The sequence below is a fragment of the Rossellomorea marisflavi genome (assembly GCF_009806575.1).
In the GTDB taxonomy this organism is placed as follows: Bacteria; Bacillota; Bacilli; order Bacillales; family Bacillaceae_B; genus Rossellomorea; species Rossellomorea marisflavi_A.
In genome coordinates, this window is the sequence record NZ_CP047095.1 from 4,338,743 (window position 1) to 4,358,251 (window position 19,509).

A 19,509-nucleotide genomic window follows, 5' to 3' on the forward strand; every position below is an offset into this window, starting at 1 on the left:
GTTACTCCCCTCCACTCGTAAGTTTTATTCTCGGATCAATGAAACGGTAAGAAATGTCGATCAAGAACAGGGTGACCACCAAAAGGGTGCTGAAGAAGATCGTCGTCCCCATGATGACGGGATAATCCCTGTTGAAGATGCTGTCAACGAAGTAGCGGCCGATCCCCGGTATGGCAAAGATCTTCTCGATGACGAAGGTACCGGTGATCAAGGCGACAAATAGCGGTCCAATGAAGGAAATCACGGGAAGGATGGCATTCCGGATCCCGTGCCGGACGACAAGCTTGGTCGTCGATAACCCTTTGGCATCGGCGGTCCGGATGTAGTTCTGGTTCAGGACCTCGAGCATGCTCGATCTCATGAAGCGTGCGATGACGGCGAGTGGCGTCGCAGCCAGGGCCAGTGACGGAAGGATGGAGTGCTGCCATGTTCCCCAGGAAGCGACGGGGAAAATGCCCCATTCTACTGCGAAATACTTGATCAGGAGCGGCGCCAGGATGAAGCTCGGAACCGATATCCCGATGATGGCGATGAACATGGACAGATAATCCAGGGCCCGGTTATGGTGGAGCGCCGCAACGATCCCGAGCAGCAGACCGAACGCCAAGGCGATGACAAGCGCCTGCAGTCCTAAGAGGGCCGATGCCGGTGCTCCTTCAGCAATGATCGTATTGACCGAACGCGTCTCCGACTGGATGGAGATGCCGAGGTCAAAGGTGGCCAAGTCCTTCATATATAGAAGATACTGGACGGCAATCGGTTCATCGAGATTGTATTTCGCCCTGATATTCTGCAGCACTTCAGGCGGCAGGACATCGGCATCCGAAGCAAACGGATCCCCCGGGATCATCTTCATGATCAGGAACGTCAGGCTGGCAATGACCCAGATGGTCATCAGCATGGTGAACAATCGTTTAACTATGTACATCCACTCACCTCCAAGGTTTTTTTGTTCTGTGTCAGGCGTTCACACTGCCGAGTACACCATTGGTCGCCGACATGGCGATGATCACGCAGCCCCACATATGCTTGTAGGCCGTGACCATGTCATCACAGGTGAAGCGGATGCTCCGCGGCCCGGTCAGTTCCACTGTCGGAAGCGTCGTGGTCATCATTGCCTGCTGTGATCCCTTCAGCTCAAGCTCAAAGGTGACGGGACCTTCCACTTGAAGTGGTGCGGCCTGTTTGGCTTCTTTCACGGCTTCTTCCGCTTTTTCCCGGATTTCCTTCCGTGCCACTTCAGGATGGAGAAGCTCGGCTGCGAAACGATCAACCGCTCGCTTCGTGACGGCTGCTTTCACCGAAGGCAATGTCTCCTGCACTTCTGCGACGTACGCATCGTCCCCCGAGATGAAGATGGCCGGTACGCCGAAGCTTCCTGCCACGAGAGAATTCATCTCTGTTTCCCCCACAACCTGTCCATTGATCTTCATTTCGTTTACACAAATGCCGGCCAGGGTGTGGCTGATCACGGCCCGTTCCGATCCCGCTTCACGACCGTGATGGCCGACGAACATGATCCCGTCGAAGCTTTCATCCAGTCCCTCGAGCTGACACATGACCCGGTTGTTGCCGGATACGAGGGTGGCGCGGGGATCCAGTTCTTCAATCAATAGATTCGACATATTCCCGTGCCCATCGGCGACGACAACGGCCGTTGCCCCGCCGTTATATGCTCCTTCAATGGCCGCGTTCACATCGGCGGTCATCAAGTGCCGGAAGCGCTGATATTCGGAAGGTGTTTTCAGCTGTTGATTGGTTGCCACCCCGGATATCCCTTCCATGTCTGCAGAGATAAAGATTTTCATAGGAGACCCTCTTTTCGTTTTTTATAAGTATTCAAACGTATTCTTGTAGTTTTCGAGCTGGATGATGGTATTATAGGAAATCACCCCTTCGATCTTATCCATCTTGAAGATGAAGTCCCTGATGTCTTCCTGATTCTGGACGTTGATCTGGATCAGGAGGGGATACTCCCCGGAAGTGATCGTGATATAGCGTACCTCCCTGATCTGGCTGAGGGAGGTTTTCACCTTCTCGATCATCCCTTGTCCCACCTTCAGCTGTATAATCGCGCCCGCCTTTAACCCCAAGGCAATCGGATTGACGACACCAACGACTTCAATGATTTCGTTTTGCACAAGATTTTTATACCTGAGCCGGATGGTCTTTTCCGTTACTTCCAGTTCATTTGCTATTTCAGAAAAGGGAATTCTCCCATCCCTCGATAGCATTTTGATAATCCCACGGTCTAATTCATCGATCTGATAGTCCACTTGCTTCCCTACTCCCCGAACGTATTTCTCAAACTTTTTACCCATATCAGTACATATTGTGTAGTTGACGAACATTTACAATACTAATTTTTTGAATTAATATCGTTATAAGGAAATTTTGAGTATAGAGGGTATTATATAAAATAAATTTTCAGAAAGCAATGATAATTCTGGATAATAGGAGGGAATTTATTTCATGATAGCTTTAACGAATGTAACAGGGGTAGACGGGACAGGAAGGGAACTGAAGGATTCCATCATTCTGATTAAAGAGGGGAAGTTCGTATCGGTGGATGCGGATTCCGTACCGGCAGGATATGAAGTGATTGATGCCGCGGGCAAGTATTTCACACCGGGGCTGATTGACGTGCACACCCACCTCGGGGTCCATGAAGAGGGCCTTGGGAAAGAAGGGCAGGATTTCAACGAAACGAGCTCCGCTACCACCCCGGGCGTCAGGGCGATTGACGGGATCAATCCTAAGGACCGCGGATTTGAAGATGCAAGACGGGCAGGCGTCACGACGGTTCAGGTTATGCCGGGAAGCGCCAATGTAATCGGCGGGGAAATGTGCGTACTGAAGACCGTGGGGGACATCGTCGATGAGATGGTGATCCGGAATCCATCCGGTCTGAAAGCAGCCACTGGAGAAAACCCGAAGCGATTCCACGGGGAAAAGGGGCGGATGCCCACGACGCGAATGGGCGTGGCAGGCCTCCTACGGAAGAAATTCATTGAGGCAGAAAACTATAAGAGGAAATTATCATCAGGGGAAACCGGCCGCGATGCCGAGCTCGAACCCATCGTCAAGGTGCTGGATAAAGAGATCCCACTGCGCGTCCACGCACATCGCGCCGATGATATCGTGACGGTGCTGCGCCTGAAAAGGGAGTTCGGCTTCGATGTAACAATCGAGCACTGTACGGAAGGTCACCAGATCGCTCCGTTCATCGCGAAGCACGATGTTCGCGTGTCCGTCGGACCAACCATGACGCCTCGTTCAAAAGTAGAGCTCTCCGATAAGGGATGGAACACCCTCCTTGCCCTTGCCGAAGCGGATGTACCGTTCTCGATTACGACCGATCACCCTGTGATTGCCATCGAGCACCTCATGACGAGCGTGATCCTGGCGGTGAAATACGGACTGACAGAAGCACAGGCCATGAAGGCCATCACATCCGATGCCGCCAAGCATCTCGGCGTAGATGACCGGGTAGGGACCGTGGAAGCCGGCAAGGATGCGGATTTTGTCCTTTGGAACGGGACGCCTTTCGACCTCAGGAACCCAGTGGAATACACCTATATCAACGGAGTACGGGTTTTCGGTGAATGACCGTACCCATCATTAAAAGGAGGACACCAAGATGACCAAAGGACTTTCATCCAGGGAGCTACTCGACTTTTCATTCATTTCAGACCCACAGATTTCACCCGATGGGAAACGGGCCCTATTTGTCAAAAGGACCGTGCTCAATGACGAACGTTACCGGTCCAATCTGTATCATATCAACCTTGTGACCGGAGAGATTTCCCCCTTCACACACGGAGATGCTTCCGATACGCAGCCGAGATGGTCGCCCGATGGGAAAAGCATCGTATTCGTGTCGGACCGGTCAGGTAAACGCCAGCTTTGGCGCATCGCGGCGGACGGAGGGGAAGCAAGAGAGGTTACCTCATTCAAACATGGCGCCTCCCAGCCAGTCTGGTCGCCTGATGGAAAGAAGATCATCGTCACGGCCCCCTTACGAGAGGAAGAAGGATTAGAGAAAGCGGGAGAAAGCAAGGAAGAATCTACGCTCAAGCCTTTTATCACCACGAGCATGCAATATAAGTCCGATGCCGAAGGGTTTTCCGATGGCACCTATCGCCAGCTTGTCCTTTTAGACCTTGAAACGGGGACGGAAACCGTGCTGACGAGCGGACCGTATGACCATGGAATTCCGGCCTTCTCACCCGACGGATCCACTGTAGCCTATTGTGCCAACCGCTCTGCCGATCCTGAGAGGACTTTCTTCTCTGATGTCCACGAGCTCGACTTGGAAACCCTGAAGGCGGATATCCTCACCAGCGGAAATCTTCGTTTGCGCTTGCCGAACTATTCCCCGGACGGCGAAACCCTGTCCGTCCTCGGAGATAACATGGCATATGCAGGTTCAACGCTCACAAGGGTTTGGACGCTTGATCGAAAGACAAGGGAATTGATCTGTCTCACTGAGGACTCGGACGTGGAATGCAGCGACGTGGCCATCAATGATATGGGGACGGGAACGGCCGGCGGCGCGGTATGGTCAAAGGATGGCCAATCGCTGTACTTCGCTGCGAGCGACCGCGGTGCCACCAACCTTTACCGCATCACATTGGAGCGTGAAATCACCACGATCATCGATGGGAAGCGGCAGGTGTACGGCTACAGCATGGACTCCGCTCAGGACAATATCCTGTTTGCCGTCAGCCAATATGATATTCCGGGAGATCTATTTATCTTGGATTCTAGTGGTGAGAAGAGGCTCTCGTGGGAAAACGAGGATGCCTTGAAGGAGATCGAACTCTCCGTTCCTCAAGAATTCCCGATTCAGGCAGAGGACGGAACGGTTCTTCAAGGATGGATCATGAAGCCTGTTGGCAGCAATGAAACATCCCACCCCCTTGTCGTTGAAATCCACGGTGGTCCCCATGCCATGTACAGCTACGGATTCATGCACGAGTTTCAGGTGCTTGCATCCAAGGGATACGGCGTCCTTTATACAAATCCGAGGGGGAGCCACGGGTACGGTCAGACCTTCGTGGATGCCGTCCGGGGCCGGTACGGGGGAATCGATTATGAAGACATCATGACGACACTGGACCAGGCGCTCGAGACGTTCGACTGGATCGACCCGGATCGCCTCGGTGTCACCGGCGGAAGCTACGGCGGGTTCATGACAAACTGGATCGTAGGTCAGACCGACCGCTTCAAGGCAGCCGCCACCCAGCGCTCGATCAGCAACTGGATCTCCTTCTTCGGCGTCAGCGATATCGGTTATTACTTCACGGAATGGGAGCATAAGACGACCATCCTCGAGGATCCCGATGAGCTGTGGCGCATCTCCCCCTTGCGCTATGTGAAGAACGTAGACACACCGCTCCTGATCCTTCACAGCGAGAACGACCTTCGCTGTCCAATCGAGCAGGCGGAACAGCTGTATATCGCACTGAAGCAACTGAAGAAGGAAACGCGTTTCGTCCGGTTCCCGGAATCCAATCACGAGCTGTCACGAAGCGGCAAACCGGGTCTGAGGCTCATCCGCCTCGATGAAATCACCGATTGGTTCGATCAGTATTTAAGATAAAGGAGAGATGCGAGATGAACGTCTTACTCACTGGATTCGAAGCCTTCCTCGGCATGGAATCCAACCCGACTGAAATCATCGTCCGTGAGCTCGACGGATCGGTCGTGGCCGGGAATACCATCATCGGCAAAGTACTTCCCGTCGACTTCACCCAGTCGGCGGGCATCCTCCTCGAAGCCATCCATGAGCATGAACCTGACGTCGTCCTGTCCCTTGGACTTGCTGCAGGAAGGAACCGCATCACCCCAGAGAGGATTGCCATCAATTGCATGGACGGGGAACCCGACAACGCAGGAAACCGCTATGATGGGCAAAAAATCATCGAAGATGCTCCCGATGCGTATTTCTCGACCCTGCCCATCAAGGAATTTGAAATGGAGCTCCGCAGGCAATCACTGCCCGCCGGCATCTCCAATACGGCCGGGACCTATCTGTGCAACCAGATCATGTACGCCGCCAGGCATCATATCGAAACACATCAGCTGAAGATCCGCTCAGGATTCGTCCATATTCCGGCGCATCACGGACTTGCTTTGGATAATAAAAAGCTTCCATCTTGGTCTGTAGGGGATTTAGTAGAGAGTGTGCGGGTGATGGTCGGTATTTTGTAAAATTCGTTAAACGGAAAGAGCGGGATGCTTATATGCTCCCGCCCTTTTTTATCTCATTCGTTCTTTTTTCGGCCGGCCAAAACCTGAATACATACTCTTCAATTGTTCCGGATTTTGGAGGATATACATGTATCGGTGCAGGTATGTAGCTATGTACGCCATGATCAAGATCAGTACAGAGTAAGCGCCAACCAATACCATCATCTTAAAGGATTTCGACACGGTTAAAGAGAGCAGGAATTGAGCCGCGATGTATCCCATACTTGACGCAGTAATGATCGGGGACAGATTGAAGCTTGAAGGATCCTCATCCAGCCTGTCATAGGTCCCGGAATACAACATCCGGTAATTAAAGATTTGAAAAAATACGAGGGCAGCAACCAGAAGGACGGCACTGATCACAGCATAAAGCGGCCCCTCCACTCCTACATGCACATACATTAATTTTTGGGAAACGATGAAATATAAGTAAGCTACGGCGACACCCAACACACCCATGTATAAGAAATAGGATCTTTCAAACTTAAAGGGTGCCACGAGGTAGACGATCCCCCACATGTTCATGAGTATGACTGGGATCATGCCCGCCCAGAAGAATCCTCTATGAAAAGGGTCACTAAGGAGAGGGATACCCCCGAGAAAGTCCATGAATATTAGTAAGAATACTACTACATTCTGCCGATTTTCCGTAGGGAATTGCATATGAGTCAGGTAAAAGTCGGGTAAATCTTTCTCTTGTTTTTTCGGTTTATTCACTCTAGGGTCACCTCTTATTTTGATAATCTTGTATTATATAAATGCGAATTTCCAATTTTTTAACACCTTTATCATGATTGTATCGTTTTTGGTTTCTTTTTACCAAATATCATTCCTCCCACTTCGCTACTCTCAAATCTCTTCCAAACCTCATAATCTACTCATAAAAAAGAAGCATAGAATCCTATGCTCCTCACTTCAACCCCTGCGGAAACGTAAACACATTGAACGGGTCATATTTTCGATTGATCCGGTTGAGCGCCGGGGCGTTCCCTCCAAAATACTCCCTCTCATAGTTCGGTAGATTGCTAATGGGAAAATTAACAAACGATCCCTTCGTAATGAGTTTGATGGATTGGAAACGTTCCTGGACCCATTCGCGGTTGACCTTGGCAGCACAGTCGTCCGTCCAGACGGATTGTATGCCGAGGATATAGCGGGCGTCACGGAAGAAGAAAGCGGTCTCGCGTTTTCCTACGCTTTCAATGGCACCGCCCATGGCATAGAACGAAACGGCGGCGTAGACGGACCCCTCTGCGGGATGCTGGACAAGGCCAGCGATTTTTGAGAGTTCCTTCCCTGAGTAGGTCCTCTGTACGAATCGACCCGTGGATTTGAATTTCTCTGATGGAGGATAGGTCGCCTCCACCTTCTTCACCGCTTCCAGGAAAGAGGATTCTTCCAGCTCTTCACAGTATCCTTCCACCGCGCTGAACGGCTGGAGGAGTGCACTGGCTTCTGCCGGTGTCCCGTAAAAGAATCCCCGCGCAAATATGCCGAGTCCTTCCCCTTCGGCATTGTAGAAGCTTGCTACGACAGTCATGCGGGGATCGAGGTCTGGCAGCCACTTCTGCCAGATATCCATGACGTTTGCCTGTTTGTCCCTCGTGGTGCCGTCATAGAAAAACTGAACCAATGTAACGGTTGGATTGTTCGGTTCCGGCAGCTGAAACGTCATGCCCACCACGACACCGAAGTTCCCGCTCCCTGCCCCACGGCAAGCCCAGAACAGGTCGGCATTCGTGTCCTTATTCGCCTTGATCAGCTTCCCCTGATCGTTAACCAGTTCCAATTCAAGTAAGCTATCGCAACCCAGTCCGAGAAGCCTGCTCGAGTATCCCCAGCCTCCCCCGAGGGTGAATCCCGACACCCCCACCGTCGGGCATGTCCCACCGGGAAACGCATAACCGTTGGACCCGACAAAATCATACACCGCTGTGTTTTTTGCACCGGCCTCCATCCTGAGGAGATTCTTCTCACGATCAAGCTCGAGCCTGTTCAGACGGCTGATATCGATGACGAGGAGGCAGTTCCCAGTGGAATATCCCTCATAGTGATGCCCGCCCGACCGGATACGGATCGGCACACACCGCTTCCTTGCCCAGCGCACCGCGTTCGCTACATCCTGCTTGTCCCCGCAGTAGACGATGACAAGGGGAAATTTATTGATTGCCCGGTTCCACTCCTGGCGGGATTCTTCATATTCCGGCGTTTTCGGGGTCACGATCTCACCCGTCAGTCCTTCAAAAAACCACGATTCTAACTTCATACCTTTCACCTCTATGAATACTTATATCTACTAGTATCGTATTCATGGCTGGTAGAAAGGTGCGCAGGAGAACAATTCGATTTCCTATTTTTACCTTTATTCACTTTGCATTTGATATACTGAAGAAAACCGAAAAGAGGAATTGGCCTATGACCGATGCAGAAGGAAAAGAACGCCTCATTCTAAAGAGCGAAGAAGCATTTCAGACCCTCATGAACCTCATCACCTCCATTCCACCTAGGAAGAGGAAAGAATCCATCATCACCGATGAAAGAGACAAGAACTTCCGCGATGTCCTCATGCATCTGTACGAATGGCACAGCATGCTTGAGCGCTGGTACCGCGAAGGGATGGACGGGGACGAGCCTTCCATGCCCGCACCCGGATACCAGTGGCGGGATATCGGTGCCCTGAATCAGAAGATCTGGGATGACTATCAGGAGGTTCCCTTGAATAAGGCCATTAAAAAGGTCACGAAAAGCCACACGCGGGTGATGGACCTCATCAACAGGCACTCAACGGAGGAAATCATGACGAAGAAATACGTTAAGTGGACGAAAACGAGTCATCTCTATAGTTATTTTGCAGCGAATACATATAAGCATTATGAGTGGGCGCTCAGGAAGTGTGCAGAAATAAAAGGTGGGTTAATGTCCGATACAATGAGGTGAAAATTACCTTCTTGTCAAGACGGGAACCCTGTGCTATAGTACCTGTAAGCGTTTTAAACAAATACTATTAATTGGCGTGTTACTGGTAAAGCAGGCAAGACCAAAATAATTTGCTCCATTCCATCCGTGGAATCGGTGCACATTGTTTTGGTCTTTTTTTATTGTCCTATCAGGCCGCTTCAAGGGGATGAAAGCATGAATTATTCTAAATTGGGGAAAGAGATCCTGGCATTATCCGGAGGGAAGGATAATGTATCCATGGTCACACACTGTGCTACTAGATTGAGATTCGAATTCTATGATTCTTCAAAGGTGAAAAGAAAAGAAATCGAGGGCCTTCAGGGCGTCATCTCCGTCGTCGATAAAGGCGGACAGTACCAGGTGATCATCGGCAATGAAGTACAGCAGGCCTACCGTGCTATCAAGGAAGAGCTCGGTGAGGGCGTAAACCCTTCAAAAGAGCCTCGCGAAGGGGAAAAAGAAGAGAAAAAAGGATATATCACCCGTCTCATCAGTGTCATCTCGACTACTTTCACTCCATTTATCCCTGCCATCATCGGTGCTGGTATGATCAAGGCCGTTTTGGCTGTACTCGTCTTGACCGGGGTATTGACCGAAGAAAGTCAAACGTACTTTATATTGAATACGGTTGCAGATGCTGCCTTCTTCTTCATGCCGATGCTCCTTGCATACGGGGCATCCATCAAGTTCAAGACCAACCCGGTGCTGTCCATGACCATCGCCGGTGTGCTTCTTCATCCGAATTGGGGAACCTTCCTGACTTCAGGGGATGATTTATTCTTCATGGGCATCCCGGTGCGTCTGACTGATTACGCTGGTTCTGTCCTGCCAATCATCATCACGGTCTGGATTATGTCTTATATAGAGCGATTCGCTGAATGGGTGTCCCCATCGGTCATTAAATTCTTTTTAAAGCCACTGCTTATCCTGATTATCACGGCTCCACTTGCCGTGGTCATCATCGGGCCAATCGGAACATATTTGAACGACCTGGTAGCAGCAGGTGCAGACGGTATCAACAACCACGCAAGCTGGCTGATCCCGATGCTGATGGGTGGATTGCAGCCATTCCTCCTGATCACCGGGACGGCTTGGGCCATGACACCGATTGCCACGACCCAGCTTTCCAATAACGGATCGGAGATGATCAACGGGCCGGGAATGCTGGCATCAAACATTGCACAAGGTGCCGCCACTCTTGCCGTCGCAGTTAAGTCGAAGAACAAGGAATTGAAGCAGCTCGCAGGTTCCGCAGGGTTTACAGCCCTTGTGGGAATTACAGAACCATCTCTATATGGAGTCACACTTAAACTGAAGAAACCTCTCATCGCCGCCATGATTGGAGGCGCCTGCGGGGGGATTTACGCAGGATTATCTGGACTAGTCCGTTATGCATTTGTATCACCGGGACTTGCAGCCATTCCCGCTTTTATCGGGGAGAATCCAATGAATATCGTCCATGCATTCATTACGATCGTGATCGCCTTCACCGTTGCGTTTGCAACTACATGGATCCTCGGCTTTGAAGATCCTGTTGATGGATCCCCTCAAAAAGAAGAGGCGGTCAGCACTCAGGACCATGTAATCAAGAGCCCGCTGGAGGGACAAGCGCTACCCCTGAACGAAGTCAATGATCATGTGTTTTCCAACGAGCTCATCGGCAAAGGGCTGGCCATCCTGCCTTCCAAAGGAGAAGTACGTGCACCCTTCACTGGAGAAATCGTCACACTGATGGCTTCCAAGCATGCCGTTGGACTACGTAGCACCACCGGTATTGAGGTGTTGATCCATGTGGGTATCGACACGGTGAATCTTCAAGGGGAATTCTATGAAACTCATATTCAACAAGGCGACCGCGTTCAAGAAGGGGACCTGCTTATCACATTTGATATCGATGCCATTCAGGCAAAAGGGTATGAAACGGTGACACCTGTCATCATTACCAATCACGCCGACTTCGGTCCGCTCATGACCGATGAAACGACAGCCGTATCCATAGGGGACACACTAATGGAGCTTTCAAAGAAGGAGGAAGAATAATGCATTATAAAACACCAAAAGACTTTCCAGGGAACTTCCTGTGGGGAGCTTCTACATCTGCCTATCAAATAGAAGGGGCGTGGAATGAGGGCGGTAAAGGAATGTCGGTCATTGATGCGATGGATCATCCCGAAGGAACAGCGGGATTCACCGTTGCCAGTGATCATTATCACCGCTATCAAGAGGATATCCGGCTCTTCAGCGAACTCGGTCTCAAGGCTTACCGCTTCTCCATTGCATGGACAAGAATTTTCCCCAATGGAACGGGAGAGGCAAACGAAGAGGGGCTCGCCTTCTATGACCGCCTCATCGATGAATTGATAGCAAACGGCATCGAACCACTGGTGACCATGTACCACTTTGATCTCCCTTATGCTCTTGAGGAACAAGGAGGATGGCTGAACCGTCAAACCGTCGATGCCTTTACCCATTATGCTAAAACCCTGTTTCAACGATACGGGCACAAAGTAAACTATTGGATCACGATCAACGAGCAGAATACGTTGATCCTTCACCCCGGAGCCGTTGGTATTCCCAAAGGGGGAACACTACCGACCAAGAAGGAACTTTACCAGCAAAATCACAACATGATGGTGGCACAAGGCAGGGTCATGGCCCTATGCAAAGAACTCTCCCCTCATGCTCAGATCGGGCCGGCCTTGAATATGACGTCCATGTACCAGGCCACAAGTAAACCTGAGGATGCCATCGCTGCCCACAACTGGGAAACCCTGCGAGGGTACAGCTTCCTTGACCTGGCCGTACACGGACGCTATAACCCATTGTTATGGAGTTACCTCGAAGAACGGGATTGGCTTCCTCGCATAGAGGCAGATGACTTCGAGATAATGCAAATGGGAAGACCCGATTTCATCGCCATGAATTATTACTCTACTGCCACCATTGCAGAGAGTACAGGATCTGCCCAAGATGTCAGCCCCCGTGCAGGTGATCAGCAGATCATGCTTGGAGAAATAGGGGTATACCGTCCGGAAGAAAACCCGTATGTCGATAAAACGAAGTATGGATGGGTGATTGATCCCGTCGGTTTACGCCTGACCTTACGAAAGATCTATGAACGATACGCCCTTCCCATCGTAATCACGGAGAATGGAATCGGTGCTCGAGATGAGTTGACCGAAGACGGAAAAGTCCATGATGACTACCGTGTTCAATTCCTACGCTCTCATATCGAGCAGATCCAATTGGCCATAACCGACGGCGTCAATGTCTTCGGATACTGTCCATGGGCTGCCATGGATGTCGTCAGCACCCACCAGGGATACGGGAAGAGATATGGTTTCATCTATGTGGACCGGGGCGAATTTGATTTAAAAGGAATGGACCGCATCAAAAAAGACAGCTATTATTGGTATCAACGACTCATTTCCACGAATGGGAAAGACATCTAAAGACTGTGACAGAAGATGGTGATGAAAGTGAAAGTAGTGAAAATCTTGAATAACAGCCTCGTTCTTTCAAAAGATGACAACGGACAGGAAATCATCGTGATGGGCAAGGGACTAGGGTTTAAGAGCAAAGAAGGCGATACGATTCCGGAGGCAGCCATCGAAAAGGTCTTCGTCCCCAATGATCGTCATTCGAGACAGGAATATATCCACTTACTCCAAAGCATACCGAAAGAACATCTGGAGGCTATCAATGACTCACTAGAACGCATGAAGGCATACTGGACATACGAACTCGATCAACATGCCACGCTCATGCTTTTCGACCATCTCGCCTTTGCCATCGAGCGTACTGAAAAGGGAATCATCTTACAAAATAAATTACTGAACGAGATTCGCTTGCACTACCCGGAAGAGTTCACCGCCGCAATGGTGCTCCTCTCCGATCTAAATAAGCTGCTACCTTTGGAGCTTCCTGAAGAAGAAGCGGGTAATATCGCCTTTCACCTTGTCAATGCAAGAAATGAAGAGGCTCATTTCGAGAATACGATATTAGCGGTCTCCATGCTCAAGGACATCCAAAATATCGTACGCTATCAGCTGAATATCACGCTGGATCCAACTTCCACACGGTACAACCGGTTCATCACGCACTTGCAGTACTATATCAGGCGGTTGATGGAAGACCAGCAGCTCAATTCAAAGGATGTTCTATTATTCGATCGATATCGAAGCGAATATCCCGATGAATATCAATGTGCCCAGTCCATATCAACGTACGGAGAAAAGATGACCGGGAAACCCAGCACGGATGAAGAAGTCTTTTATCTCCTCATCCACCTCATCCGCTTCACGAATTACCAGGATCAATAGAAGAAAGACCAGCGGTTATCGCTGGTCTTTTTCCATGAAAAAGCCGGCACTCCAATGAGTACCGACTTCCCATCAATCCCGGTCCCTTGCCTGCTGGGTGTCCCGGATATTCTTCTGGATGGTGATGGCTGAAAACAGGCTCAGGACGAAGGCCATGGCATAGAAGCCTTTTTCGCTGAGGATAATGCTTCCCGCGTTGTAAAGGCCGATTCCGACGAGGGCAATGGCGATGATCATCGCTACCCAGCTGAGGCCGTAGTAGATGCCAGAGACGGGAATGTCTTCTTCTTTATCTCGTACCGCTTTTTGCAGGGATACTGCAGAGTACAGGCCGAAGATGAGGACAGCGAAGTAGTATCCTTTCTCATTGAGCTCCATACCGGCGTTGAAAAGCCCGATCAGGTAAGCGCCCAGTCCGATGATGAGGGCTGCCCAGCTCGCGCCTTTAAACGCAGCAGTAGGTTCCCCTTCCTTGCGTTCAACTTTTGGCTTCGGCTTCTTCTCCTCGTTCTGTACAAACGGGTTATCATTCAAGTCTGCCATTCGTTTCTCTCCTTTTATAAAAGCATGATAAATGCGTATTCCAGAACATATTATAGCAAGTATTTTACATAAATTGTTTAAACAGGGGACAATTCGTGACTTTTGATGTGCCCTTATTTAGGATATTCTCTTGCTTCCTTGTTCTAGTACCTTATTTTAGCAATTGGTAAACCTTTACTTGATTCAAAAGTCCCCCTGATTCCGCAATGGGAGTCAGGGGGACTTTTGTGAGAACCTTATAAAATGGTATACAGCGTCGTATTGGCCACCGTGATCAAGGTGATGAGCACGGTATTGAGGAACGCCCCGACATAGACGTTACCGGTCTTGCGGTAGAAGTAGCGATTGAAGATCGATGCCACAAGCAGGACGGGTACGAGTCCGATCACGATGATGGAGGACAGTGATTCAGACGGGTATCCGGCTGTTCCTGTGGTGAACAACAATCCGTATTGATACACAAGGTACAGGATCAAGCCACCGATGAAGTGGAGGGCAGAGATCACATATCCCTTGAATCCATCGTACTTGGTGGTTGCCGTATTCATATTCACCGACAAACCGACGATGAAGTAGTAAATGAAGAAGAGCGGCGCATATTTGAGAAGGGCGAAGAGGTGATGCCCTTCAAACGTCTTCACGGCCACCGTCCAGATACGGAAGTCGACCTTGAAGATCCCATCGATAAGGTAAAGGATCCCGTAGCCGATCCCGACAGCGATGAGGACGGTGACAAGGGAAGCCACGACCGATTTCACACTTGCTCTCACGCCATAGCTTGCGATGGTAGCACCCTCAGGTTTTTTCGAGATATAGTGATACCCGATCATCATCATAAGGGTGATCAGTGCCACATTGATGGCCCAGTAGAGGATCGGATTCACAGTCGGTGCACCGAAGAACTGCGTCGTTTCCGTCAGCTTACCTTGGTAGCGTAGGAAGACGTATTGGATGATGCTCAACACCAGCATGATCGGTGCAAGCACGCCCATGTTGCGATCGGTCTTTTTCATGGCTGAGGCAATGCCCCCGATAGCAGACAGGGCGATGAGGACCATACTGATCTGCCTTAACAGCCTCATACCGGATACATCACCGCTATAGAGCGCCGAGAAGAAGAGGGCCGGGAATAAACCGCCGATCACGACCAGGATCAATCCGGCGATCTTTGCCCCGTTCGCCGTTGGACCAGGCACTGGTTCCGGGAATTTCGTCCTCACATTCTTCAGGAACGGAAGTCGTGAAAGAAGCGAAATGAGCGGCACGAACAATAGGAAGAAACCGACCAGGGCGGTGAAAGAGAACCACTCTTTGTACATCCAGCTTTGCCCTGACGTGTCGTTCAGCGTATCGCTATAGTCTGCGAATGCCTCGCTGTAGAAATCGATGGCATATCCCGTTGAGGTCTTGGAGAAGTGATTCCACGGATGGGTCTCATTCGGTTCATAGATGACCCGTTTCCCACCGTTCACATCGTAGATCTTCCCTGCCTGTGGAGCACTAGGATCACCGACGAAGCTTTTTCCTTCCTCGGTGTTGATATAATCCTTCTTCACTACGGATGCCCCGGCAGCAGTTGCATCGGCATCGAAGAAGAACTCATCATACTTTCCGGCAATCTTCCCTGAGAATCTCGGTCCATATGACTGATTGATGGCCTCAAGGCTGTACTCCATCGTTTTCAGCCACTGATAATCAGACCCCATTGTAAGGGAGCTGAAGATTTTCCTGACTCCTGTCTTCTGGAAGTCGGCTTCATCGAGCATCACGGCATGCGTCGAGGAGAATCCACCCATGGAGTGCCCCGACACGGCGATGATCCCATTGCCTTCATCGTCCTTCAGCACGAAATCCTGATCATACATATATTGCACGGCATCATACATGGAAAACGGCCAGAACGAGAAGAACGGAACCGGCTTTTCCATCGTACCCGTCGAATGCCCGTGATCATATTGATCGAGGGCAAGGACCACATAGCCCCGCTTCGACATTTCAATGGCCTGGGCATCCTGCATCTCGGCAGAGTTCAGGTACCCATGGGTCGCGACGATGGCAGGCCTCGGATTTTCATCCGCCCCGTCAGGCTTATACAGCAGCCCTGACAGTTCTCCCCTTGGCGTGTCAAAGTAGATGCGCGATACATCGACCTTGCCGTTTGAGTTATTGAAGCGGGATGCTCCCACGCTTCCAACGAGAATCAATACCAGTGACACGAGCAACAGAACGACGGTTTTCTTTGATTTTCCCATCTTATCCCCCTGTGAAGTTTTATTTCTATATTTATTCCGATATACGAAATATTAGCCCATACCCAGCGAAAAAAAGACACACCAAGCCCCCTTGAATACGGAATTCAAGGTCCTGAATGTGTCTCACGGTCTCCTCACGGCGTATCAACTTGAAATTAATTCTATACCCGAAAGAAAACGCTGTCAATTAAAATGGTAACTTTTAACCCATTACGTTTTACCTGTAAACCTGTTAAAATGCACACTAACTGGATCCAAATGGAGTCACACAACGGGTCAGAGCGCCCGGTTCCCTTGCACTTTTCCTGTAGAACCATTAAAGTATATACTGGTTGGATTTTGACCATTAGCATGTTACTTTTTAATTTTGGGAAACGCGATTTCCCTCAAGGAAAGGGTTTAACGATACAATGAAAGATAATTTTTGGCATGAGTTACCTCGGCCGTTTTTTATACTGGCACCAATGGAAGCCGTGACAGATGTGGTATTCCGCCACGTCGTAAGTGAAGCGGCACGACCTGATGTATTTTTCACAGAGTTTACGAATACAGAAAGCTACTGCCACCCGAAAGGCAAGGACAGCGTTCGCGGCCGCCTCACGTTCACCGATGACGAGCAGCCGATTGTCGCCCATATCTGGGGAGACAAGCCTGAATACTTCCGTCAGATGAGCATCGGCATGGCGGAAATGGGCTTCCGTGGGATCGACATCAACATGGGATGCCCCGTGCAGAATGTAGCCGCCAATGGAAAAGGCTCCGGCCTCATCCGCCGTCCTGACACGGCTGCCGAGCTGATCCAGGCAGCAAAAGCCGGTGGACTTCCCGTCAGCGTGAAGACCCGCCTCGGCTACACCGAAGTGGACGAATGGTATGACTGGCTCAAGCATCTCCTTGAGCAGGATATCGTCAACCTATCCATCCACCTCAGGACGAAAAAAGAAATGAGCAACGTGGACGCCCACTGGGAACTGATCCCGGAGATCAAGAAGCTGCGCGACGAAATCGCACCAAACACGCTTCTTACAATCAACGGAGACATCCCGGACCGTCAAAAAGGGCTTGAGCTCGCCGAAAAATACGGAGTCGACGGCATCATGATCGGACGAGGAATCTTCCAAAACCCGTTCGCCTTCGAAACTGAGAAGAAAGAGCACAGCAGCCAGGAGCTCCTTGAACTCCTCCGTCTGCAGCTCGACCTTCACGACAAATACAACGACGAACTCGAACCACGCCCATTCAAACCGCTCCGCCGCTTCTTCAAAATCTACGTCCGCGGCTTCAAAGGCGCAAGCGAACTCCGCAACCGCCTCATGGAAACCGAATCGACAGATGAAGTACGTGCGCTGTTGGATGAATATGCAGAGAAAATCGGGATCCAGGAAGAGAAGGGATTCTCGGTTACCTGATTCGATGAAGAAGAGCCCATAGGCTCTTCTTTTTTTGATTGACTTTATCCCCTTTTTTCACTACTATTCCAAATAGTTACATAGATTTGTATGACTTCATTCGGTCATTTAAGGAGGCGGAACAATGGAACTGATCAACCACTTCATCAAAGGATTACACGAGCACCTGCTGCCAGAAGAATTGGAAGAACTCAAAAAGTCTCACGGTGCCAGCCCGGAAGACCTTGAACAGCTTAGACGACTCTACCCAGACTGCCCGGAATCACTCCTGTCCCTGCTTGAAAACATCGACGGGACGTTCTGGAGACAATACGGCGAAGAAAAGATCGCCGTCTGCATCCTCGGTTCCGATGTCGAAGACGGTAGATATCCCTATTACCTCTTGTCCACCCAGCAGATGATCGGCAGCTCAAAAGAAGAAGTAGACACCTCTTATCTTTCTGAGTATGAAGAAGACGACGTCGATCCCAGGATCAATCAAGACGGCCTGTATCCCGGCACGTACATCCACTTCTCCGACTGTATGAATAACGGGGGAACCTCCAATCTATTCATCGATTTCAACCCGACCGACCAAGGCGTTTCCGGACAGATTGTCCGCTTTTTGCATGATCCGGATGAGTTTAAGGTGATCGCCGACAGTTTTAATGAGTATGTGCAGGGGTTGATCGATGGCGGGTTTGTGTTTTTGGAAGAAGAAGAGTGATTCAAATGGTACGCCCTTCAAATCCCTACACCAGTAAAAGGAGACAACAACCATGAGTGATATCCAACAATTAATGAACAAGATCGACCAGTTCCGGGACGACCGAAACTGGAGACCGAACCACAACCCAAAGGATCTCGCCATCTCCATTTCCATTGAAGCCGCCGAGCTGCTCGAGGACTTTCAGTGGGTCACAAGTGAAGAAGCACTGGAGGAAAATACTGAAAATATCCGCGAAGAGATTGCCGATATCCTGATTTATTCCTTTACCCTGTGCTCAGAGCTCGGGTTCGATGTGAAGGAGATCGTGGAAGAGAAGATTGTGAAGAACGGGTTGAAGTACCCCGTGAAATGAATAGAGAACCATATGAAATACCCCTCCTCATAGCGAGAAGGGGTATTTCCGTTATTTTATCCCATTAATCAACGATTCTCGTACCGTGAGCCTCTGTGACGCCTAACGAAGATGTGATGTCCTCCAGATTTCGTGAGGTCACCCCTCCGCCAGGGAGAATCGCAATCCTACCATTTGCATGTTCAACATACGCTTTCAACCGGTCCACATTATCTTCAATCTTCGTATCCGACGAACCGCCATGGGTCAGAATACGATGAACACCATGCTCCACCAGCCAATCGATGGCCTTCAGCTGGGACTCAGCCGTAATCGCATCGAACGCCATATGAAAGACAACTTCAAGACCACTGGCTACTTCAAGTAGCGTGACCATGGCTTCCTCATCAATCCAACCGTCCTGAGTCAGGCAGCCGAAGACGACGCCATCGGTTCCGATCTCTTTCAGATGGATGATATCCCGCTTCATGATCTCGATTTCATCGACAGTGTAGACGAAATCGCCGCCTCTTGGGCGGATCATGCTCATGACCTTCACGTTCCGACTGCGGCAGTAGTCCAGCGTGACCTGTGCCACACCGGGACTGACCGTCGTTCCGCCAACGGCGAGGTTATCGCATAGCTCCACCCGCCGGGCACCTTTTTCGATCGCTTCAGGGACCTTCGTGAAATTCTCGACACAGACTTCCTTCAACATGCTAGTTCTCCT

18 protein-coding genes are annotated in these 19,509 nt (G+C 50.3%); 10 read left to right on the forward strand and 8 right to left on the reverse strand.

Annotated features, from left to right (window positions below; genetic code table 11):
* Nucleotide 1: 1 nt before the first annotated feature.
* Genes D5E69_RS22235 through D5E69_RS22245 form a run of 3 tightly spaced genes read right to left on the reverse strand, consistent with a single transcriptional unit; the run spans nucleotide 2 to nucleotide 2,276 of the window.
* Entirely contained in the window at nucleotides 2-928 is a 927-nt protein-coding gene (locus D5E69_RS22235; protein WP_148794356.1) for an ABC transporter permease, read from the reverse strand.
* 31 nt (nucleotides 929-959) lie between these two features.
* Nucleotides 960-1,808: a M55 family metallopeptidase gene (locus D5E69_RS22240; protein ID WP_048004634.1), complete on the reverse strand. Its 849-nt coding sequence runs from the start codon at nucleotides 1,806-1,808 to the stop codon at nucleotides 960-962.
* Between the two features lie 21 nt (nucleotides 1,809-1,829).
* On the reverse strand, nucleotides 1,830-2,276 hold the full coding sequence (locus tag D5E69_RS22245) for an Lrp/AsnC family transcriptional regulator (protein ID WP_048004633.1): 447 nt from the start codon (nucleotides 2,274-2,276) through the stop codon (nucleotides 1,830-1,832).
* Between the two features lie 196 nt (nucleotides 2,277-2,472).
* Here D5E69_RS22245 and D5E69_RS22250 point away from each other — a divergent pair, with 196 nt between their 5' ends.
* From D5E69_RS22250 to D5E69_RS22260, 3 genes are read left to right on the forward strand one after another with little or no spacing between them, the layout of a single operon-like run.
* The gene (locus D5E69_RS22250) at nucleotides 2,473-3,609 is read left to right on the forward strand and encodes an amidohydrolase (RefSeq protein WP_148794354.1); all 1,137 of its coding nucleotides are present in this window, start codon (nucleotides 2,473-2,475) and stop codon (nucleotides 3,607-3,609) included.
* Nucleotides 3,610-3,640: 31 nt separating this feature from the next.
* A complete protein-coding gene (locus D5E69_RS22255) occupies nucleotides 3,641-5,605 on the forward strand; it encodes a S9 family peptidase (protein ID WP_159130279.1) in 1,965 nt (654 codons plus the stop codon).
* A 14-nt stretch (nucleotides 5,606-5,619) separates the two neighbouring features.
* Nucleotides 5,620-6,216 carry a pyroglutamyl-peptidase I gene (locus D5E69_RS22260; protein WP_159130280.1) on the forward strand — a complete coding sequence of 199 codons (597 nt, stop codon included), beginning with the start codon at nucleotides 5,620-5,622 and terminating at the stop codon, nucleotides 6,214-6,216.
* A gap of 48 nt (nucleotides 6,217-6,264) precedes the next feature.
* Here the strand turns inward: D5E69_RS22260 and D5E69_RS22265 are convergent, their stop codons facing one another.
* Nucleotides 6,265-6,798 (reverse strand): hypothetical protein, encoded by a 534-nt coding sequence (locus D5E69_RS22265; protein WP_148794350.1) that lies wholly within the window; start codon nucleotides 6,796-6,798, stop codon nucleotides 6,265-6,267.
* Nucleotides 6,799-7,165: 367 nt separating this feature from the next.
* Entirely contained in the window at nucleotides 7,166-8,521 is a 1,356-nt protein-coding gene (locus D5E69_RS22270; protein ID WP_159130282.1) for an FAD-binding oxidoreductase, read from the reverse strand.
* A 149-nt stretch (nucleotides 8,522-8,670) separates the two neighbouring features.
* Here D5E69_RS22270 and D5E69_RS22275 point away from each other — a divergent pair, with 149 nt between their 5' ends.
* The 4 genes from D5E69_RS22275 (at nucleotide 8,671) to D5E69_RS22290 (ending at nucleotide 13,535) form a co-directional block, all read left to right on the forward strand.
* A complete protein-coding gene (locus D5E69_RS22275) occupies nucleotides 8,671-9,192 on the forward strand; it encodes a ClbS/DfsB family four-helix bundle protein (protein WP_159130283.1) in 522 nt (173 codons plus the stop codon).
* 195 nt (nucleotides 9,193-9,387) lie between these two features.
* A complete protein-coding gene (locus D5E69_RS22280) occupies nucleotides 9,388-11,253 on the forward strand; it encodes a beta-glucoside-specific PTS transporter subunit IIABC (RefSeq protein WP_159130284.1) in 1,866 nt (621 codons plus the stop codon).
* Nucleotides 11,253-12,665: a glycoside hydrolase family 1 protein gene (locus tag D5E69_RS22285; RefSeq protein ID WP_159130285.1), complete on the forward strand. Its 1,413-nt coding sequence runs from the start codon at nucleotides 11,253-11,255 to the stop codon at nucleotides 12,663-12,665. The genes D5E69_RS22280 and D5E69_RS22285 overlap by 1 nt, the downstream gene beginning before the upstream one ends.
* Nucleotides 12,666-12,686: 21 nt before the next feature.
* Nucleotides 12,687-13,535, forward strand: coding sequence for a PRD domain-containing protein (locus tag D5E69_RS22290; RefSeq protein WP_159130286.1), 849 nt, complete (start codon nucleotides 12,687-12,689; stop codon nucleotides 13,533-13,535).
* Between the two features lie 72 nt (nucleotides 13,536-13,607).
* Here D5E69_RS22290 and yiaA read toward each other — a convergent pair whose 3' ends face one another.
* The gene (gene yiaA, locus D5E69_RS22295; RefSeq protein ID WP_048004613.1) at nucleotides 13,608-14,078 is read right to left on the reverse strand and encodes an inner membrane protein YiaA; all 471 of its coding nucleotides are present in this window, start codon (nucleotides 14,076-14,078) and stop codon (nucleotides 13,608-13,610) included.
* 236 nt (nucleotides 14,079-14,314) lie between these two features.
* Nucleotides 14,315-16,330 (reverse strand): alpha/beta fold hydrolase, encoded by a 2,016-nt coding sequence (locus D5E69_RS22300; protein WP_159130287.1) that lies wholly within the window; start codon nucleotides 16,328-16,330, stop codon nucleotides 14,315-14,317.
* Nucleotides 16,331-16,740: 410 nt separating this feature from the next.
* On the opposite strand from D5E69_RS22300, the gene D5E69_RS22305 reads away from it, so the two are divergent.
* From D5E69_RS22305 to D5E69_RS22315, 3 genes are all read left to right on the forward strand, one after another.
* Nucleotides 16,741-17,739, forward strand: a complete 999-nt coding sequence (locus D5E69_RS22305; RefSeq protein WP_063191822.1) for a tRNA dihydrouridine synthase — start codon at nucleotides 16,741-16,743, stop codon at nucleotides 17,737-17,739.
* A gap of 124 nt (nucleotides 17,740-17,863) precedes the next feature.
* On the forward strand, nucleotides 17,864-18,445 hold the full coding sequence (locus D5E69_RS22310; RefSeq protein ID WP_159130288.1) for an SMI1/KNR4 family protein: 582 nt from the start codon (nucleotides 17,864-17,866) through the stop codon (nucleotides 18,443-18,445).
* Between the two features lie 52 nt (nucleotides 18,446-18,497).
* Nucleotides 18,498-18,800, forward strand: coding sequence for a nucleotide pyrophosphohydrolase (locus D5E69_RS22315; RefSeq protein WP_159130289.1), 303 nt, complete (start codon nucleotides 18,498-18,500; stop codon nucleotides 18,798-18,800).
* 64 nt (nucleotides 18,801-18,864) lie between these two features.
* On the opposite strand, the gene D5E69_RS22320 is transcribed toward D5E69_RS22315, so the two are convergent.
* Nucleotides 18,865-19,497 carry a copper homeostasis protein CutC gene (locus D5E69_RS22320; protein ID WP_159130290.1) on the reverse strand — a complete coding sequence of 211 codons (633 nt, stop codon included), beginning with the start codon at nucleotides 19,495-19,497 and terminating at the stop codon, nucleotides 18,865-18,867.
* Between the last annotated feature and the right edge of the window lie 12 nt (nucleotides 19,498-19,509).